Source organism: Nocardia sp. NBC_00416, assembly GCF_036032445.1.
GTDB lineage: Bacteria > Actinomycetota > Actinomycetes > Mycobacteriales > Mycobacteriaceae > Nocardia.
In genome coordinates this window covers 5,369,563-5,387,983 of the sequence record NZ_CP107932.1, presented here as the reverse complement: position 1 = coordinate 5,387,983, position 18,421 = coordinate 5,369,563, and the positions used below count along the sequence as shown (strand labels likewise).

Annotated in this window: 17 protein-coding genes; 8 read left to right on the top strand and 9 right to left on the bottom strand. The window is 66.6% G+C overall.

What is annotated here, in order from left to right; all coding sequences use genetic code 11:
* The first annotated feature begins 111 nt into the window (after positions 1-111).
* From OG804_RS23185 to OG804_RS23170, 4 genes are read left to right on the top strand one after another with little or no spacing between them, the layout of a single operon-like run.
* Complete coding sequence (locus tag OG804_RS23185; protein ID WP_328398645.1) at positions 112-1,083, top strand: ABC transporter permease; 972 nt, start codon at positions 112-114, stop codon at positions 1,081-1,083.
* Positions 1,080-2,987 (top strand): ABC transporter ATP-binding protein, encoded by a 1,908-nt coding sequence (locus tag OG804_RS23180; RefSeq protein ID WP_328389839.1) that lies wholly within the window; start codon positions 1,080-1,082, stop codon positions 2,985-2,987. Before OG804_RS23185 ends, OG804_RS23180 begins: the two co-directional genes overlap by 4 nt.
* 43 nt (positions 2,988-3,030) lie before the next feature.
* A complete protein-coding gene (locus OG804_RS23175; protein ID WP_328389837.1) occupies positions 3,031-4,707 on the top strand; it encodes an ABC transporter family substrate-binding protein in 1,677 nt (558 codons plus the stop codon).
* Positions 4,704-5,402, top strand: coding sequence for a hypothetical protein (locus OG804_RS23170; RefSeq protein ID WP_328389835.1), 699 nt, complete (start codon positions 4,704-4,706; stop codon positions 5,400-5,402). Before OG804_RS23175 ends, OG804_RS23170 begins: the two co-directional genes overlap by 4 nt.
* A 2-nt stretch (positions 5,403-5,404) precedes the next feature.
* Here OG804_RS23170 and hemC read toward each other — a convergent pair whose 3' ends face one another.
* From hemC to OG804_RS23125, 9 genes are all read right to left on the bottom strand, one after another.
* On the bottom strand, positions 5,405-6,331 hold the full coding sequence (hemC, locus tag OG804_RS23165) for a hydroxymethylbilane synthase (RefSeq protein ID WP_328389833.1): 927 nt from the start codon (positions 6,329-6,331) through the stop codon (positions 5,405-5,407).
* Between the two features lie 389 nt (positions 6,332-6,720).
* Positions 6,721-6,912, bottom strand: a complete 192-nt coding sequence (locus tag OG804_RS23160) for a DUF397 domain-containing protein (RefSeq protein ID WP_328389831.1) — start codon at positions 6,910-6,912, stop codon at positions 6,721-6,723.
* A complete protein-coding gene (locus tag OG804_RS23155) occupies positions 6,909-7,913 on the bottom strand; it encodes a helix-turn-helix domain-containing protein (protein WP_328389829.1) in 1,005 nt (334 codons plus the stop codon). Before OG804_RS23155 ends, OG804_RS23160 begins: the two co-directional genes overlap by 4 nt.
* 246 nt (positions 7,914-8,159) lie before the next feature.
* Positions 8,160-8,633: a hypothetical protein gene (locus OG804_RS23150; protein WP_328389827.1), complete on the bottom strand. Its 474-nt coding sequence runs from the start codon at positions 8,631-8,633 to the stop codon at positions 8,160-8,162.
* 38 nt (positions 8,634-8,671) lie between these two features.
* The gene (locus OG804_RS23145; protein WP_328389825.1) at positions 8,672-9,226 is read right to left on the bottom strand and encodes a DUF3558 domain-containing protein; all 555 of its coding nucleotides are present in this window, start codon (positions 9,224-9,226) and stop codon (positions 8,672-8,674) included.
* Positions 9,227-9,442: 216 nt separating this feature from the next.
* Positions 9,443-9,697: a Txe/YoeB family addiction module toxin gene (locus OG804_RS23140; RefSeq protein ID WP_328389823.1), complete on the bottom strand. Its 255-nt coding sequence runs from the start codon at positions 9,695-9,697 to the stop codon at positions 9,443-9,445.
* On the bottom strand, positions 9,694-9,960 hold the full coding sequence (locus OG804_RS23135; protein WP_328389821.1) for a type II toxin-antitoxin system Phd/YefM family antitoxin: 267 nt from the start codon (positions 9,958-9,960) through the stop codon (positions 9,694-9,696). Before OG804_RS23135 ends, OG804_RS23140 begins: the two co-directional genes overlap by 4 nt.
* Before the next feature lie 143 nt (positions 9,961-10,103).
* A complete protein-coding gene (locus OG804_RS23130; protein ID WP_328389819.1) occupies positions 10,104-11,681 on the bottom strand; it encodes a Rieske 2Fe-2S domain-containing protein in 1,578 nt (525 codons plus the stop codon).
* A gap of 44 nt (positions 11,682-11,725) precedes the next feature.
* Positions 11,726-12,610, bottom strand: a complete 885-nt coding sequence (locus OG804_RS23125) for a hypothetical protein (RefSeq protein WP_328389817.1) — start codon at positions 12,608-12,610, stop codon at positions 11,726-11,728.
* A gap of 227 nt (positions 12,611-12,837) precedes the next feature.
* On the opposite strand from OG804_RS23125, the gene OG804_RS23120 reads away from it, so the two are divergent.
* From OG804_RS23120 to OG804_RS23105, 4 genes are all read left to right on the top strand, one after another.
* Positions 12,838-13,608, top strand: coding sequence for a lysophospholipid acyltransferase family protein (locus tag OG804_RS23120; RefSeq protein ID WP_328389815.1), 771 nt, complete (start codon positions 12,838-12,840; stop codon positions 13,606-13,608).
* A gap of 69 nt (positions 13,609-13,677) precedes the next feature.
* On the top strand, positions 13,678-14,418 hold the full coding sequence (locus tag OG804_RS23115) for a lysophospholipid acyltransferase family protein (RefSeq protein WP_328389814.1): 741 nt from the start codon (positions 13,678-13,680) through the stop codon (positions 14,416-14,418).
* 587 nt (positions 14,419-15,005) lie between these two features.
* The gene (locus tag OG804_RS23110) at positions 15,006-15,944 is read left to right on the top strand and encodes a hypothetical protein (RefSeq protein WP_328389813.1); all 939 of its coding nucleotides are present in this window, start codon (positions 15,006-15,008) and stop codon (positions 15,942-15,944) included.
* A 22-nt stretch (positions 15,945-15,966) separates the two neighbouring features.
* Positions 15,967-18,405: a heavy metal translocating P-type ATPase gene (locus tag OG804_RS23105; protein WP_328389812.1), complete on the top strand. Its 2,439-nt coding sequence runs from the start codon at positions 15,967-15,969 to the stop codon at positions 18,403-18,405.
* Positions 18,406-18,421: the final 16 nt, after the last annotated feature.

The window sequence follows — 18,421 nt, the reverse complement described above, 5'->3', positions numbered from 1 at the left end:
GTTCGGCCCGGAGACGGCAGTACAGCGTAACCACGCAGGGCCCCCGCTCATGCCCGGAGAACACAGCATGAGCGGGTCGGGCCCGGAATCCACCGAGGACGTGGCGTGAGTATCAACGAAACCGAGATCCTGGTCCAGGGCGCGCCGGAGCCGGCCGCCTCCGGCCGGCGCAAACTGATCGTGCGCCGCTTCCTGCGCAACAAACCCGCGCTGTTCGGGGCGGGCCTGCTGATCCTGCTGTTCCTGGCCAGTTTCCTATTGCCGTCCTTGCTGCCCTACGACTACCAGGAGCTCGACTACACCGCGCTGCTGCAACCGCCGAGTCCGCAACATCCCTTCGGCACCACCGAGATCGGTCAGGATGTGCTGGCGCAGACGCTGCGCGGCCTGCAGAAATCGCTGATCATCGGTCTGTGTGTGGCGCTGTTCTCGACGACCATCGCGGCGCTGACCGGCGCGGTGGCGGGCCTGCTGGGCGGCTGGACCGACCGGACCATCATGTGGGTGGTGGATCTGCTGCTGGTGGTTCCGAGTTTCATCATCGTCGCCCTGTTCGCACCGCGCACCAAGGGCAGTAGTTCGATCGCGCTGCTCATCGTCCTGCTCAGCGTGTTCGGCTGGATGATCAGCGCCCGGATCGTACGCGGGCTCACCATGAGCCTGCGGGAACGCGAATTCGTCCGCGCCGCACGATATATGGGCGCGCCGACGCATACGATCATCCTGACCCATATCGTGCCGAACATCGCCTCGATCCTGATCATCGACACCACGCTCACCGTCGGCGCCTCGATCATGGCCGAGACCGGGCTCAGCTTCCTCGGGTTCGGCGTGCAGCCGCCCGATGTCTCCCTGGGGTCGCTGATCGCCAACGGCACCAGTTCCGCAATGACCTATCCGTGGCTGTTCCTCTTCGCGGGCGGCCTGCTGATCATCACCGTGCTCTGCGCGAATCTGGTCGGCGACGGATTGCGCGACGCCTTCGACCCGGGTGCGAAACGCGCGCGGTCACGGCCGTCGCGCAAGACCCGCAAGGCTGCGCGGGCGGCGAAATCCCGGCAGGCGGAGGAAGCCCTGACATGACCGGAGAAATCACGACGACGCCGGCGGCGGCCGACCGGACCGAACCCGGCGATTCGAGTCCCGAGCAGGGCAAGACGCCGCTGCTGGAGGTATCGGACCTGCGCGTCTCCTTCCCGAGCGAGGAGGGGCGCGTCGACGCGGTCCGCGGGGTGAACTACACCGTGGGCGACGGTGAGGTGCTGGCGATCGTCGGCGAATCGGGGTCGGGCAAATCCGTCTCCTCGCTCGCCGTGATGGGGCTGCTGCCGGAACAGGCGCGGGTCACCGGCTCTATCCGGCTGCGCGGCCGCGAACTGCTCGGACTGGGCGACAAGGAGTTGTCGAAACTGCGCGGCAGCGCGGTGAGCATGGTGTTCCAGGACCCGCTGTCGGCACTGACCCCCGTGTACCGGGTGGGTGAGCAGGTCGCCGAAGCGTTGCTCGCGCACGGGAACATGACCAAGTCCGCGGCGACGAAACGCGCGGTCGAGCTGCTGGATCTGGTCGGGATACCCGATCCGGAACTGCGCGCCAAGGCCTTTCCGCACGAATTCTCCGGCGGTATGCGCCAGCGGGTGGTCATCGCCATGGCGATCGCCAACGATCCGGCGCTCATCATCTGCGATGAACCGACCACCGCCCTCGATGTCACGGTGCAGAAGCAGATCCTGAACCTGCTGCGCAAGGCGCGTGATATCACCGGCGCGGGCGTGGTGATGATCACCCACGATATGGGCATCGCCGCCACCCTCGCCGATCGTGTGGCCGTGATGTACGCGGGCAAGATCGTGGAAAGCGCGCGCACCGCGGAGGTTTTCCGTAACCCGCGCATGCCCTACACAGTGGGCCTGCTCGGCTCGATTCCGCGGATGGACGGCCCGCCGCGCGCGCCGCTCATCCCGATCGTCGGCGCACCACCGGCCATGCACGCGCTGCCGCCGGGATGTTCGTTCGCACCGCGCTGCCCGGTCGCGATCGATGAGTGCCGCACCGCCGAACCGCCGCTCGCCGAAACCGCGCCGGGCCAGCACGCGGCGTGCATCCGCACCGCCGAGGTGGATTCGGCAGCGTTGTTCGACGCCTACCGGCAGGAGATCGGCGAACCGGAGGCAGCCACGACCACCGATCCACAGCCCGTGCTCACCGTGACCGACCTGGTCAAGACCTTCCCGATCACCTCCGGGATCATCCTGCGCCGCAGCAAGGGCGAGGTTCGCGCGGTGGACGGAATCAGTTTCGAGGTCCGGGCCGGGCGCACCCTGGCCCTGGTCGGCGAATCCGGGTCCGGTAAGTCCACCACGCTCACCCAGATCCTGGACCTGGTGAAACCCCAGTCCGGCAGCATCGAGGTCATGGGTCGAGACACGGCCGCACTCACGAAGTCCGAACGCCGGTCGCTGCGCGGCAAAATGGCGATCGTCTTCCAGGACCCCACCGCGTCCCTGGACCCCCGGCTCCCCGTCTCCGACGTGGTCGCCCAGCCGCTGCGCATCGCCGGACGGCCGAAATCCGAAATCGCGAGTCGGGTACCGGAACTGCTGCGGCAGGTGGGCCTGCGCCCGGAGCACGCCGACCGCTACCCTTCGGATTTCTCCGGCGGACAGAAGCAGCGCATCTGCATCGCCCGCGCCCTGGCGCTGGACCCGGAGATGCTGATACTGGACGAACCGGTGTCCTCGCTGGACGTCTCGATCCAGGCGGGCGTACTGAATCTGCTGCGCGATCTGCAGACCGAGCACGGGCTGTCGTACCTGTTCGTCTCCCACGATCTGTCGGTGGTGCGCAATCTGGCGCACGATATCGCGGTGATGTACCGGGGCAAGATCGTCGAGGCGGGCCCGGCGGAACAGATCTTCGACAACCCGGAACACGAATACACGCGTGCGCTGATCGATGCGGTGCCCGTGCCCGTAGTGCAGGGTTGACTGAGGTGTCCGGGGACCGACCGGCAGGAAGGATGTATCGGCCATGAGGATTCGATCAGTGCGGAGAGGGCTCGCGGTACCGCTGTGCGCCGTGGCCCTGTTCGCGGCCGGCTGCGGCGTGAACGACAGTGGCGCGCCGGAGGGCTCGGTCGCCGAACTGGGCACGGTCAACGACATCAACCCGCACGACGTGAGCGAACTACGCGACGGTGGGAATCTGCGGCTGGCCGCGACGTCGTATCCGGAGCATTGGAATCCGATGCAGGTCGACAGCGACGGTGAGTCCGCGAGCATCGTGCGCATCATGATGCCGCGCGCGTTCCGCACCGACGCGGCCGGCAGCATCTCGGTGAACACCGACTTCTTCACCGACGTCGCGCTCACCGGTACCGAACCCCAGCAGGTGACCTACACCATCAATCCCGCGGCGGTGTGGTCCGACGGCACACCCATCACCTGGGAGGACATCTCGTCGCAGGCGAACGCGCTCAGCGGCAAGGACCCCCGCTTCCTCATCGGGAACACCAACGGATTCGACCGGATCGAGAAGGTCGAACGCGGCGTCGACGACCGCCAGGCGATCATCACCTTCAAGAGCCACTTCGCGGATTGGGCCGGACAGTTCTCCGGTAACTTCATGCTGATGCCCAAGGAGGCCACCGCCACACCGGAGGCTTTCAACGAGGGCTGGCGCGACGCACCCGGGAAAACAGCCGGGCCGTTCGTCATCCAGTCCACCGACCGCGGGCAGGGCCGGATCACCCTGGGCCGCAATCCGAAATGGTGGGGTGCGACCCCGAAACTGGACACCATCACGTTCAGCGTGCTGGCCAGCGAAGCCATGGTGCCGGCGCTGGCCAATAACGAGATCGACGCGGTCGGCCTGGGTAGCCGCGACGAAATGCAGACCGCCCGCAAAACTCCCGGCGTGGCGATCCGGCGCGCCCCCGGCAACAGCTGGTCGCATCTGACCTTCAACGGCGCCCCGGGCTCCCTCCTGGAGGACCCGAAACTGCGGGTCGCGATCATCAAGGCGATCGACCGGGCCGGTATCGCCAAGGCGACGCAGAACGGCCTGGTGGCGGACCCGAAGCCACTGAACAATCACGTCTTCATCCAGGGTCAGAAGGGCTATCAGGACAACAGCATCCCCTTCGACCCCGAGGCCGCCGCGCGCGAACTCGACGCGCTCGGCTGGAAGCTGAACGGGGACGTCCGCGAGAAGGACGGCCGCAAACTGGTGATCCGCGATGTCATGTACAACGCCCAGAGCTGGGTCCAGATCGCACAGATCATTCAGCAGAACCTGCGGCAGGTGGGGGTCGAGCTCGCCATCGAGACCAAACCCGGTAGCGGTTTCTTCACCGACAATATCCAGCCCGGTAATTTCGATGTCGGGCAGTGGGTCTGGCTGGGCGACGCGTTCTCGCTGAGCAGCATCCCCCAGATCTGGGGCTACTACCCCGACAATGTGCAGGGCAACTACGGGCGTATCGGCTCACCCGAACTGAATGATCTCATCGAGAAAACCCTGACCGAACTGGACCCGCAGAAGGCGATCGAGCTGGCCAACCAGGTCGATCAGGCAGTCTGGGCAGAAGGGCATTCGATTCCGCTGGTGCAGTCGCCCGGCAATGTCGGCGTACGCGACAATCTGGCCAACTACGGCGCCGCGGGACTGGCCTCGTTGGACTACACGAAAATAGGTTTCCTGAAGTGAGATCCCGGATAGGCCACCCCCTGGCCTATCCGCTGTGTGTGACGATCGGCGCCCTCGCGGTACTCACCGCGTGGGCGCCGTTCTCCGATCCGGACCAGCTCAGCGCGCTGGCAGTGGTCGCGGCGGGGATCGTGGGCTACAGCGGATATCGGTTCGCGGTGGCGCTGGGCGCGCTGGGGCACGGCGTGCACAGGTCGGGTCCCGTACCGGTGCGGCGCGTCCGGCAGGAGCACCAGTTGCTCAGCCGGTCGTGGATAGAACTCCGCGACGGCGGTGACGAATGCTGGATACCGGTGTATTTCACGCCCGAGCTGATCGAGTTCACCGGCGGCACAGCCCTGTTCGGCGAGCGGCGCATCGATCTCCGCCGGGATCCGGCCTCCGAGCGGATCATCGGAGCCGCCGGCGAGTTCCGAATTCTCCCGGCGGGCCGGGCGCGGGAGAGCGAACCCCCCGGCCGACTGCTCGACAACCCCACCCGGCCGGATCCCGATGCACAGGCCAGGACGGCCGCCACCGTACAGGTCACCAGGCGGTTGTTATTGGACGCCCAGCCCATGGTCGCGGCCCCGTTCGCAGGTCTGCTGTGGGTGTATGTGATGGGTGGGGGGACGGCAGCGTTCACCGGCGTGTTGTGTGTGGCGGCGGCGGTCGCCCTCTGGCTCTCCGCGATCCGCGGATCGGACCCGAGCTGACCTCAGTGCGGAATCGAGTCGATGATCGCGCGGGCGCCCTGACGTAGCAGATCGGCGCCGACGAAAAAGCCCAATGCCTGCGGATCCTCCGGCACACCCCAGTGGTGGGCGTCCAGCCAGCGGGTGCCTTCGAGGTCGAACACCTTGCCGCGCAATGAGAGCCGCCCGGTGGGCTCGATCACGCACACCCCGGCGATCGGTGAGTTGCAGTGCCCCTGCAGGGCATGCAACATGGCGCGTTCGGCATCGGCGACCCGGCGCGTTTCGGCGTGGTCCAGCCGCCCGGCGAGCTCACGGACCTCGTCGTCATCGGCGCGGCAGGCGAGCGTGAGCACACCCGCGCCGATCGGCGGGCACATCACCTCGACCGGCAGAATCTCGGTGATCCGGTCCTCGCGCCCGATCCGGTACATGCCGGAAACCGCCGCGATCAGCACATCGCAGTACCCGTCCTCGAGGCGCTGCAGCCGGGTGTTCATATTCCCGCGCAGCGGTTTCATCTCCAGCCCGGGATAGTGCAGACGCAGCTGCGCGGCCCGCCGCACCGAACTGGTCCCGACCACGGTCCCGGCCGGTTGCTCGGCCAGCGGGCGGCCGTCCTTGGTGATGATGGCGTCACGCACATCGTCCCGGGCCGGGAAACCCGCGAAGGCGATACCTTCGGGAATCGGGATATCGCCGGGGATGTCCTTCAGACAGTGCACGGCCAGATCGGCCCGATCGTCCAGTAGCGCGTCGTCGATCTCTTTGACGAAAGCGCCCTTGCCGCCGAGTTTCGCCAGATCCCCCATCCAGCGGTCCCCGGCGGAGGTCACCTTCACCAGCTCGGTTTCCATTCCGAATCCGGCGATACCGGCAGCGACCTGCTCGGCTTGAGCCACCGCCATCGGGCTGGAGCGGGTGGCGATCCGGATGATGCGCGAAGCCATGCGCAGACTCTACCGCCGCCGCAGACGCATTCAGGACCGGGCCGGATCATACAGCTCGCCTGCTCCGACGGGCGTCCCCCCGCGCGATCAGGTTCGGCGCGAGGGAACCGAGGCCGGTACTCGGCGAATACCGGACCAAGTCTGGACGCGACACATGACGACAGCCACCGTTACCTGCCGAAACGTGGTCCGGATTCCCGTCCAGAGGTAGTCTGAAAAACCGTCAAACGGTAGCCTTGGAACCCGACCAGCGGTAGCGGTGGTACCGGCCGCGCTACTCGGTCCATAGTCACCACCGACCGGACGGACCGGGGTCGATCTCGGCGAACAACCGGACGAACAGATCACCCGTCCGCCGATAAGGCTTCACGCGGGTAGAGGGCTCCGGGTCAGCGCCGGGCGACGGAGTCGAGGAAGCAATCCCATGCCGCCGGATCGACCACGAGGGCCGGCCCGGCGGGATTCTTGGAGTCACGGATACCGACCGCACCGTCGGCCAAGAAGGCGACCTCCACACACGCCTTATCGGCACCGCTGTAAGTGCTCTTGAACCATCCCGCGCCCGATAGACGATCAATCATGTCCCGTACTCCTTTGCGACCCGCCGCAGCAGTGCCCGACTCTGCTCGTCATCGAGCGCCACCCGCCGAAGCTTCTGGCAGGCCTGAGCATACCGTCCCACCGCCACCGGCTTCTCCAAATACAGGTCCCCGGTGTAGCTCTCGACATAGACGACCGTCGGGTCAGGAGGCTGGCGGCGCGCGATATTGCGAGGTTCGATGATCACAAACGGTCCCATCGCGACTCCCATGGGAAAACCCGCAGTGAAGGGCAGGATCCTGACCGTCACATTCGGTCGCGTACCTAGATCTGCCAGGTACCGCAGCTGGCCCGCCATAACGCGGGAACCACCGACAACGCCCCGGAGAACCGACTCCCGGAGGGTGATGTCGATTTGGACAGGCGCATGAGTTCGGGTGATCAGGGCCTGCCTTCTCATCCTCAGCTTTACACGTCGATCATGTTCTCCAGCAGGCTCATCGGGATATCCGGCTCTGACCAGTGCGCTCGCGTACGCAGGAGTCTGCACGATGCCGGGCACAAGTTCCGGTTCATACCAGGTCAGTGCCTGCGCCGAAGACTCCAGGTCCACGAATACATCGAAGTGTTCCGGGATGAGATCACCGAACTCGTGCCACCAGCTCTTACCCGCCGCCTGGAGGGCGAGACCTTTCAACACCTCGGTGAACTCGTGGCTGAACTCGTAGATCCGGCACAGCGCCTCGACATCCACCAACCGGATCCGTCCGGTACTGCCGACCTCCACCCGCTGGACGGTGCTGATACTCCATTGCATCAACGCGCCCACATCGGCCAGCGTCAGCCCTATTGCTTCGCGCCCATTGCGCAGGTGTTTGCCCAGCTGCCGCCGGGGAAGAGTCGATCCCGCACACTCGGCCATTCGGTAGCTCCGTTCCAAGGGGAACCAGGCATTCTCAGCCTCGAGCCGTTCCGATAGCTCAAGATGAAAAACACCATGGTGATTCGGATGAGTTCTCGATCGCCCCTGGCACAGCGTCATTCGTCGGTGCTGTGCTGGGTGCACGCCCGGAACGGAGAAGCTGCTGCCGCAAGCCCCCGCTTCCCCATCCGGTGCCCCTTGCTCTACCGGGTCCGGGCGCACTCAACGATAACCCGATTCCCCGCAGAGGTGTTGCGATGACGATAATTTCGACCAGCGAGATCCGGTACCGACCGCGCCGAGCGGAACGGCCATCGATCCGAGCCGGGCACCTGGTGCGACCGGCTCGGATCAGCAGGTCCAGCCCTATCTGGTGCTTCCGCCGGGGAGTAGATACGGGCCGGGGACAAGCGCGACAGGTGGCCGTTCGGGAAGGGTGTCGCTCTTGGCAGTGAAATCGGCGGCCCAGGCGCTATCGGCCTGCATCATCTGGTCCCGCATGATCCGGTAGGTGTTCTGGATGTCCTCGATGATCTGGTAATGCTGCTCCATGATCTCGTAGACACCGTTGCCGTCCGGGGCGCCTCTAGCCTTCACCTTGTAGCGGCCCACCATCGTGCGAGCGGAGGTCAGATCGTCGTTGACCTCCCCCAACCCCCAGTGAGACTGTTTGGAAATTTCATCGGCTAAGAACTGAATGTCGCGAATTACCTTCTTGAAGTACTCGCAGTCGCGGTCGAGGTAGATGAAGTCGTCCGGCCTCATCTGGACAGACGTATGGCCGTCGGTTGCTGCTGCGATCATATTGGCCAACGGCCGCGGTGCCGGTTCGTCGCTCATGTCATTCCTTCAGAAGTCTGCGTCGAACTCCGGCTACCTCACACACCGGCTGGGATGGCCGGTACCACCTTCTCCGCCAGCGCGCGGGCGAGCTCGCAGGTGTCGAGATGCCCAGTCTTCCTGTTCGATGACGGATTGGTGAGGCCGAATTCCAGACTGCCTCCGTTCATCTCGACATTGACGAAACAGGAAGCTTCCGCATGCTCTTCCAACTGACGGGTGGAGATGGCTTTCCTTCCACCAGCAGTGAACTCGGTTGCTTCAGGAAAGCCCTTGTCCCGCACCATGTCAACAGTGACGGTCGTGGTCTGGATACCGGCCGCGTAACCATCGGTCTGTATAAAGACGCACCCCTTCCACTTCCCACCCGAAGTATCCGAGCTGGTCGGCCGCGAATAGCCGGCCAAATCCTCGGACTCCAGCACCTCCTGCGGAATATCGGTACACGGGTCGAACCCGGCCGGCACCTCCGCCGCCATACTCGGTGTCACCGGCCCCGCCGACCCCTCGGTGCCGGATTCACACCCCGCCAAGGCCAGCACAGCACCACAGGCGAGCACACCCCACCGCATCCGATTCGCCGATACCGCCACGATTGCCCTCCACCGCCGATGACAGCCAACTGATCCGGTGCGAGGAGGGATCGGCGTCTCCACCCCGCGGGCCGACCGTCCACGACGCTACCGGCGCGGACAACTCGGCCGCAACCATGCCTGATACAGCCCTGGTCAGCGGCTTCCTTTCCGGCGGTGCCGGGTTCGCGATGCCGAGCGGAGACCGTCCTTCGAACGGCCCGATTACGGCTGTGCTCAGTAGTGGTAGCGAGCCGCAGCAATGAGGATGCTGTCGCCGGAAACGGCATAGACCAAGCGGTGTTCGTCATTGATCCGGCGCGACCAGTACCCGGACTTATCGCCTTTCAAAGGCTCGGGCTTGCCCAGCCCGGTGAACGGGTCACGGTCGATATCGTTGATCAGACGCATGATTCGCAACGCCATTTTGCGGTCGTTGGAGATCCAATGGTCCAGGTCTTCGAATGCGACCTTCGCGCAGGTTACTTTCATTCGAGCTCTTGGGCGAGCTGCTCCATGTTCACCTCGACAGAATCACCGGCTTCGAGTTGGGCGATGCCCTGGGCGAGGCGTGCGGCATTGGCGGGGGAACGCATCAGGTAGAGAGTTTCACGAAGGGAGTTGTACTCGTCTTCGGAGATCAGTACGGCGTTGCCTTTGCGGCTGGTGATATGGACGGCAACGGCGTCGTCATTGACCTGCTCGATGAGTGGGTACAGGTTGGCGCGCGCTTCGCTGGCGGACATACTGGTCATCGACGGCTCCCTTCCCTGGGTCGCCACCGAATGGTACCGGATTGTGGTACGACTTGTCGACCAACTCTGGCCGGACGAGGCCGACCCCGGGCGACAGGTACCTCGGTCCGGGCCGCCGAATATCCATCGAATCAGCCGTTGCGCTACCCCGCCGGTTCGGACACCTTCCGGGACCGGAGCTCGTGCCCTTTCGAGGTCTTGCAGCGACCCGACTCCAGATCCCACTGCCAGCCGTGCAGGTTGCAGGTCAGCGTGCTGCCTTCCACGACACCGAATTTCGACAGATCGGCCTTCAGGTGCGGGCAGCGGCGCTGGATCTCCCAGCCGGCCAATTCCGTCGACGCCGAATCGTCGTGGGCCTCGGAGAACCAGCCGTCGGCGTACGCGATGCGTTCGTCGGTCAGGCATTTGAAGAACGTGTAGAGGAACTCGTTGTATCCGCCGATCCGCCAGGCCTGGAACCTGGTGGACAGGAAGATCGTGTTCACCCAGTCCGGTTCGCCGTCGCGCAATACCGTGCGCACCAGTTCGGGGGCGATCCGGAAACCGTAGCGGTATTTGCCCTCACCCTCGAGCGGAGCGCGGACGGTGCGCTTCGGGAAGTCCAGGACCACGGTCTCCTCCCCCATCACGAGGCCGACCGGGTACCCGATCCCGTCGCAGATCAGATCGCTCTGCGCCATGATCGGTTCGAACAGGCCCCGCAGCGGCTCGAGCAAAGGCTCGCCCTCGGCCTGAGCCCAGGTCTTCTTCTCCGCGACCAGCACCGGCGCCAGCCGCTGCGCCATCTTCTCGATATAGGCGGCTTTATCGCTCCAGATCGTGGCCGGGTCGTAGGGATGGGTGAGTTCGAGTTCACTGCCGTGCACATCGACGGCGGACCCGGGCACCATCAACAGCCCACGATCGTGACCGTGCTCACGCATCTGCTCGAGGAAGACCATCTGGTCGGGGAAGATATTGCCCGCGTCGCCGCAGTCGTCGTTGAGGTAGCGCAGTTCGTCGTCGAGGAATACCGGCGGCCCGGCGGACGGGACGACCCAGGTGGCGCCGACCTGCTCGATATAACTGCGCGCGCGGTCCATTCCGCGCTGCCGCTTCTGCTTGCCGAAATTCGATTTCGTGCGGGCCGGAATGTCGTAGACCATCGGATACCAGATGGCGCCGGAGTACTGCAGCAGATGAATATCGATCGTGCCGAATGCCTCGTGCAGCACATCCATATCGACGGGCCGCGCGTCGTTCATATTGAAACAGGTGGTCTCGCCGTCGGAGACGATGAGACCGGAATCGCCGATCGGCCCGTCCGCGGGAGCACGCAGCGCGACGATCATGATGTCCAGTTCGGCGGCCGGATCGCCGCCGCCGATACCCATGGACCCGTTCACCGTGTGCTTGACCGAATCCTCGGTCTCGAAGAATTTGTGGAAGCCCAGTTTCTCCAGCTCACGACGCAGATCCGGCACCGGGTAGTCGGGCAGCAGGACAGTGGCGTCCTTGTTGATGTACTCGGCCAGATGCGCGGCGTCGAAATGGTCGCGGTGCAGATGCGACACATAGAGGAAATCGCAGTTCCCCAGTTCCTCCCAGTCGAGCTGGGTGTTGTCCGGGAACGGGAACCACGAACCGAAGTACGCGGGGTTCACCCAGGGATCGCAAAGGATCGACCCGGCCGCGGTCCGGATATGGAATCCCGCATGTCCGACGCTGGTGATCTGCACGAGCTCGCTCCTCCTGACCGTTTACGGCCCTCCAGGGTAGTGCGTCAGGCCGTGATATCCCCGATGCAGTAGCCCTTGTCACCCTGCTCGAGAACAAATGTCCGATTCTGGGTGATTCCCGATGCATTCGTCACCGGCACCGCGACCGACATATATCCGGTGGTGAGCGGTTGCGAACTGATCTGCTGATCGGCGAATCCGGTGATCCCGGTGAGCGTACCGGGGTTCTGCGCCAGCGGCGCGGCGACCGCGGCGCCGCTGCCCTGCGGGTCCCAGGTGGCCGGGCTCGCCGCACAGACCAGCGGATATTCGTCCTCGAGGTCGGCGGGGTCGAGCGGCTGTCCGGTGAACCGGGCCAGGTAGCGGCGCACGGTGTGGCGTGCGTCGGCGGAGTCGTAAGCGGGCTCCGCACCCGCGGGGAACGCTCGCCCGCACGCGTATCCGGACGCCACCCGGTTCTGGTCGACGGTGACCGTGGTGGCCCCATCGGTCCAGGTGAGCGTGCCGTCCACGGCCGTGCCCGGCTCGGCCAGGGCACTGAGCACCGCGTCGGGGTCGGCGTACATGGTCTGCACGGTGAGCGGCGGGATGGTCCAGCACGCGTTCTGCAGGGTCGTGAGATCACCGGCTCGCAGGTCCACGGCGAACCGTTGCAGTGCGGGCGCGGCATCGGGAACGCCGGCTACCGCGCCGACGACGGGCGCGTCCGCGGGGATCGGCGGCAGGTCTGGCACGGCGGGCGGCGTGTCGGCCGCGGCGCGCTGCTCCGACTCGCCCGGGCTCGCAACGCTGTCGACGGATTTCTGCGTGCTTCCCGGATCCTCGCCCGGGATCCCGGACACCGAATCGCATCCGGTGGCCAGCAGCATCCCCGAGACGGCGAGACCCACCGCGAATACGCGAACCCGACCGCGTCGTGCGGCCCCCACCTGCGCGACAGTGCTCTCTGCGGCGACCGGGCGCGCCCCATGCGGTGCGATGTCACGGCCGGTTCGGCACAACGGTACGGGTCGGGCGCGTTCCACTTCGACGATCACCTTTCCTGCGATACACACGGGCTCGATCGAGTCCGGCTGCCCTGCCGACCCCGGACCTGCGCTCGCGCGGCGGGCCGGACGCTGCCGGTCATCATGGCAGCGACTACGCTAGCGGACTTGTGGAACCCGTCTACCGGACGATCATCGGGCTGGCCCGGACCGTCTTCTTCCTCGAGGGCCTGAAGTTCACCGTGACCGGCGATGAGAACATTCCCGCCTCCGGTGGCGCTGTTCTCGCGGTCAATCACACCGGGTACATGGATTTCACCTACGCGGGCCTGCCGGTGCGCACGCCCAAGCGCTATATCCGGTTCATGGCCAAAAGCGAGGTTTTCGACAACAAGATCTCCGGGCCGATCATGCGGGCACTCAAACATATTCCGGTGGACCGGGCGGCCGGGGCCGACTCCTACCAGGCCGCGCTCGAATACCTGCAACGCGGTGAGCTGGTGGGCGTGTACCCCGAGGCCACCATCAGCCGCAGTTTCGAGATCAAGGATCTGAAATCGGGCGCCGCCCGGATGGCGATCGAAGCCGGGGTGCCGATCATTCCGATCACCATCTGGGGCGCGCAGCGGGTGTGGACGAAGGGGCATCCGAAGCGGTTGGGCCGCACCAATACCCCGATCTCCATCGCCGTCGGCACGCCGATCCAGCCGGACCAGCCCGTCGCGGACCTCACCGCCGAACTCAAGAAGACCATGCAGGAACTGCTGCACGGCCTGCAAGAGGACTACACACACGAGCCCGGCGCGTATTGGGTTCCGGCCCGGCTCGGAGGCGGTGCGCCTACCCTGGAGGAAGCCGATGCGATGGACGCCACCGAGATCGCCGAGCGCACCGCCCGCAGACAGACCGCACCAGGCGACCAGGACGACACCGGCGCGTAGCGCTCAGCCCCTGCGGGCGGGGTAGGGCCGAGGAGCGGAGTATCCGCAGGTAGTGAGCAGGAGTTCGGCATGGCGCGGGAGCCGGTTTTCGATGTTCTGGCCGGGCTGGTGCACGCGGTGGTCTTCGCTCAGGGCGTACGCATCGATATCCGCGGCCAGGAGAACATCCCGCGCACCGGTGGCGCGGTACTCGCCGTGAACCACACCTCCTACCTCGATTTCATGGAAGTAGGAGTAGTAGGACGCCGGTCGGGGCGCAATGTGCGGTTCATGATGAAAGCCGAACTCGACCACGGCCTCGTCGGTTTCCTGATGAAGCACTGCAAGGCGATCGGTGTCGACCGCACCGCCGGCGCGGAATCGTTCGGCCAGGCGGTCCGGGCACTCCGGGAAGGCGAACTGGTCGTGGTCTACCCGGAGGCCACCATCAGCCGCAGTTTCGAATTGAAAGAGTTCAAATCGGGCGCGGCGCGAATGGCGCTCGAATCGGGCGCCCCGATCATCCCTCTCACGATCTGGGGAGCGCACCGGACCTGGACCAAGGGATTCCCGAAACAGCTGGGCCGCCACAACTTCCCGGTCCACATCCGGATCGGCGAACCGCTGGCCGCCGCAGGGTCGGTCGACGAGGTGAACACCACCCTGCGTGCCCGAATGGGCGAGCTCCTGACTGCCGCGCAGGAAGGGTACCCGGCCCCGGCCGGTGCGCCCTGGGTCCCCGCCCGGCTGGGCGGCGGGGCGCCGACTCTCGAACAAGCCGCGATCCTGGAAGCCGAGGAGTACGCACGGCGACACGTGCAACGCCCCTGATAGCCGAGCCGACGCAGACCGGCCGGCGGCGGCATCGGCGCCGGTAACCGCCGGCCGCCGACGGGTGACGGGTGACGGGTGCAGGTGAGGGGTGGGCTTGTTCGCGAAGGTGAAGAAGTTGACCTGCCGCGAAGGTCTGTGTTTATTGGCGCCGCCTGCGGCGTCGCGGGGTTGAGGCCCCCTTGGTCCCGACGTTCAGCCCTCGAGACTCGAGGCTTCGCCTCATGCGCTTTCGAGGGCTGAACGTCGGGACGGGCCTCAACCCTTTGAGGTGTCTCGCTGAACTCGACGCCGGCGGTCACGTCGCATACGGACCTCGCGGACCATCGCCGACCCGTCCGCACAGGCAAACACCCTTACGTTTCCCCTCCGCGAACCGCCGCATCCTCCTGCGCCGAGTCCCGGGGGGCCCACGAAGGTTGCGGGTCGGCCCACCCGCAACTTCTCAACCCAGCCAAACCTCCATCTACACAAGCAACCCTCCCCACCTGCCCTGTTGACAAAATACCCTAGGGGGGTACCGTAACCACCTGAGAGCGGCAGGATGGAGAGAGCCGCCGTAGCCTCCATGGAAACGGAGCATCGAAATGAGTACGTCGACCAAGTTCGCCGGGTTCGCGCTCGGACTCGTCGCGTTGTTCGGGGTCGCACTGGGCGTCGGCGCCCTCGTCGGAACCGGCGACAGTGAACCGGAAACTCACGACACCGCCGCGGACGAGCCCGCCGCGAACCCCGAACCCGGCGGGCTGACCGGTAGTGCCGGTGGGTACACATTGGTCCTGGCCGACCCGATCACCGGTGCCGCGCGTGACGCCACCGTCCGGTTCCGGATCGAGGACAGCACCGGCCGCCCGGTCACGCAGTACACGCCCAACCACGAGAAGGACCTGCATCTGATCGTGGTGCGCCGCGATACGGCCGGATACCAGCATCTGCACCCCACGCTCGGCGCGGACGGCACCTGGAGTTCTCCCGTCGACCTCACCCGCGCCGGTGACCACCGCGTATTCGCCGATTTCGTGACCGCCGACGGGCAGCCGTTCACCCTGGGCGCCGATCTGCGAGTCGCCGGGCAGTACACACCGCAACCGCTACCGGCCCGCGCCACCGTCGCGAAGGCGGGCGACTACACCGTCGAGTTGAACGGCGCGGTCACTCCCGGCCAACCCACGGACGTCACTTTCACAGTGACCCGTGCCGGGAAACCGGTCACCGATCTGCAGCCCTACCTGGGGGCGTACGGTCATCTCGTGGCGTTGCGTGCCGCCGATCTCGGCTATCTCCACGTGCACCCGGCCGGACACCCGGGCGACGGAACCACGCCGGCCGGCCCGGGCGTAACCTTCGCGGTGACCGCGCCCGGCGCGGGTGATTACCGGCTGTTCTTCGAGTTCCGCCATGCCGGGACCCTGCACCGGGCCGAGTTCACCGTGCCCGTCGAGGCCGCCGCCGACAACCGGACCGGCCACACTCCGGCCACCACGCAGACCACCCCCGAACCCACCGGACACGGCCATGGGCACTGACCCGCGGCCGACGGAGCCAACGATGACCACACAGACCGCACCCGGCACCGCGCAGACCGACAACGCCACACCGACCCCGACCACGTCGGTGGAGCTGGCGATCGGCGGGATGACCTGCGCGTCCTGCGCCAATCGGATCGAGAAGAAACTGAACCGGCTCGACGGCGTCACCGCGACCGTCAACTACGCCACCGAGAAGGCGCGGGTCCAGTATCCGCAGGCTCTCGCACCGTCCGATCTGGTCGCCGTGGTCGAGCAGGCCGGCTACACGGCCGCGCTGCCCGAGCCGCCCACCGCGGAAAAGGCCACTGCCGAACCCGCCGAACCGGCCGATCAACTGCGCACCCGGCTGCTGATCTCGCTGATCCTGACCGTTCCGGTGATCGCCATGGCGATGATCCCGGCGCTACAGTTCACGAATTGGCAGTGGCTGTCGCTCACCCTGGCGGCGCCGGTGGTCGTCTGGGGCGCGTTGCCGTTCCACCGAGCGGCCTGGACGAACCTGCGGCACGGCGCCGCGACCATGGACACCCTGGTCTCGCTCGGCACCCTGGCCGCTTTCGGCTGGTCGCTCTACGCGCTGTTCTGGGGAACCGCCGGGACGCCCGGAATGACGCATCCGTTCGAATTCACCACCACCCGGATGGACGGCGCCGGCAACATCTACCTCGAAGCCGCGGCGGGCGTCACCACGTTCATTCTCGCCGGACGGTACTTCGAGGCGCGGTCGAAGCGGCGCGCCGGCGCGGCGCTGCGGGCACTGCTCGAACTAGGCGCCAAAGAGGTCTCGGTGTTGCGCCCGACCGGCGACGGTACCGCGCGGATCGAACAGCGCATCCCGGTCGAACAGCTCACCGTCGGCGACCTCTTCGTGGTCCGGCCGGGCGAGAAGATCGCCACCGACGGCGAGATCGTGGACGGATCGTCCGCGGCCGACGTCTCCATGCTGACCGGCGAATCCGTGCCGGTGGAGATCGGTCCCGGCGATACGGTCGCCGGCGCCACCGTGAACGTGGGCGGCCGGATCACCGTCCGCGCCACCCGGGTCGGCGCGGACACCCAGCTCGCGCAGATGGCGAAACTGGTCGAGGACGCGCAGTCGGGAAAGGCCGCGGCCCAGCGATTGGCCGACCGGATCTCCGGGGTCTTCGTGCCGATCGTGATCGCGCTCGCGGTGGCCACCCTCGGATTCTGGCTCGGCACGGGCGGTTCGGTGGCGGCCGCGTTCACGGCCGCGGTGGCGGTCCTGATCATCGCGTGCCCGTGCGCGCTCGGTCTGGCGACCCCGACCGCCTTGATGGTCGGCACCGGGCGCGGGGCTCAGCTCGGCATCCTCATCAAGGGCCCGGAGGTCCTGGAATCCACCCGGCGGGTGGACACGGTGGTGCTGGACAAGACCGGCACCGTGACCACCGGCCGAATGGCTCTGCTCGACGTGGTCGCGGCGGCGGGCGAGAACCCCGACGAGGTACTGCGGCTGGCCGGGTCGCTCGAGGATTCCTCCGAGCATCCGATCGCGAAGGCCATCGCCGAAGGCGCCAGCAGTGTCACCGCCGAAGGCGCCAGCAGTGCCATCGCCGAAGGCGCCAGCAGTGCCATCGCCGAAGGCGCCAGCAGTGCCATCGCCGAAGGCGCCAGCAGTGCCATCGCCGAAGGCGCCAGCAGTGCCACGGCCGAGGGCCCCGGGTCGAGGACCGCGGGGCTGCTCCCGGTCGAGGGTTTCCGCAACAGCGCCGGCCTCGGGGTGGAGGGTGTCGTCGACGGGCACGCGGTCGTCGTCGGCCGCCCGGGCCTGCTCGCCGATTACGCCCTGCACTTGGACGCCGACCTCCAGGAGGCGATGCGCGCCGCCGAGAGCGAGGGCCGGACCGCGGTGGCGGTCGGCTGGGACGGTCGCGCCCGCGGTGTGCTCGTCGTCGCGGACACCGTGAAACCGACCTCCGCCGAAGCGATCTCCCGGTTGCGCGGGCTCGGTCTCACCCCGGTGATGCTGACCGGCGACAACGCCAACGCCGCGGCGGCCATCGCACGCGAGGTCGGGATCGACGAGGTGATCGCGGAGGTGCTGCCGCAGGACAAGGTCGCGGTGATCGAACGCCTGCAACGCGAGGGCAAGATCGTCGCCATGGTCGGCGACGGTGTGAACGACGCCGCCGCGCTCGCCCGCGCCGATCTGGGCCTGGCCATCGGCACCGGTACCGATATCGCCATCGAGGCGGCCGATCTGACGTTGGTCCGCGGTGATCTCACCGCCGCCCCCGACGCCATCCGGCTCGCGCGCCGCACCCTGGGCACGATCAAGGGCAACCTGTTCTGGGCCTTCGGCTACAACGTGGCGATGATCCCGCTGGCCATGGCCGGTCTGCTCAACCCGATGCTGGCCGGCGCCGCTATGGCGTTCTCCTCGGTCTTCGTGGTGAGCAACAGCCTGCGCCTGCGCAACTTCCGCCCAACACGCTGACAGCCGGGCGGCATCC

Excerpts from the sequence above, each read along its gene's own strand:
- OG804_RS23180 (WP_328389839.1), top strand. The coding sequence starts at position 1,080 with ATGACCGGAGAAATCACGACGACGCCGGCGGCGGCCGACCGGACCGAA.
- OG804_RS23175 (WP_328389837.1), top strand. The coding sequence starts at position 3,031 with ATGAGGATTCGATCAGTGCGGAGAGGGCTCGCGGTACCGCTGTGCGCC.
- hemC (WP_328389833.1), bottom strand. The coding sequence starts at position 6,331 with ATGGCTTCGCGCATCATCCGGATCGCCACCCGCTCCAGCCCGATGGCG.
- OG804_RS23160 (WP_328389831.1), bottom strand. The coding sequence starts at position 6,912 with ATGATTGATCGTCTATCGGGCGCGGGATGGTTCAAGAGCACTTACAGC.
- OG804_RS23155 (WP_328389829.1), bottom strand. The coding sequence starts at position 7,913 with ATGACGCTGTGCCAGGGGCGATCGAGAACTCATCCGAATCACCATGGT.
- OG804_RS23150 (WP_328389827.1), bottom strand. The coding sequence starts at position 8,633 with ATGAGCGACGAACCGGCACCGCGGCCGTTGGCCAATATGATCGCAGCA.
- OG804_RS23140 (WP_328389823.1), bottom strand. The coding sequence starts at position 9,697 with ATGAAAGTAACCTGCGCGAAGGTCGCATTCGAAGACCTGGACCATTGG.
- OG804_RS23135 (WP_328389821.1), bottom strand. The coding sequence starts at position 9,960 with ATGACCAGTATGTCCGCCAGCGAAGCGCGCGCCAACCTGTACCCACTC.
- OG804_RS23115 (WP_328389814.1), top strand. The coding sequence starts at position 13,678 with ATGGCGCGGGAGCCGGTTTTCGATGTTCTGGCCGGGCTGGTGCACGCG.
- OG804_RS23110 (WP_328389813.1), top strand. The coding sequence starts at position 15,006 with ATGAGTACGTCGACCAAGTTCGCCGGGTTCGCGCTCGGACTCGTCGCG.
- OG804_RS23105 (WP_328389812.1), top strand. The coding sequence starts at position 15,967 with ATGACCACACAGACCGCACCCGGCACCGCGCAGACCGACAACGCCACA.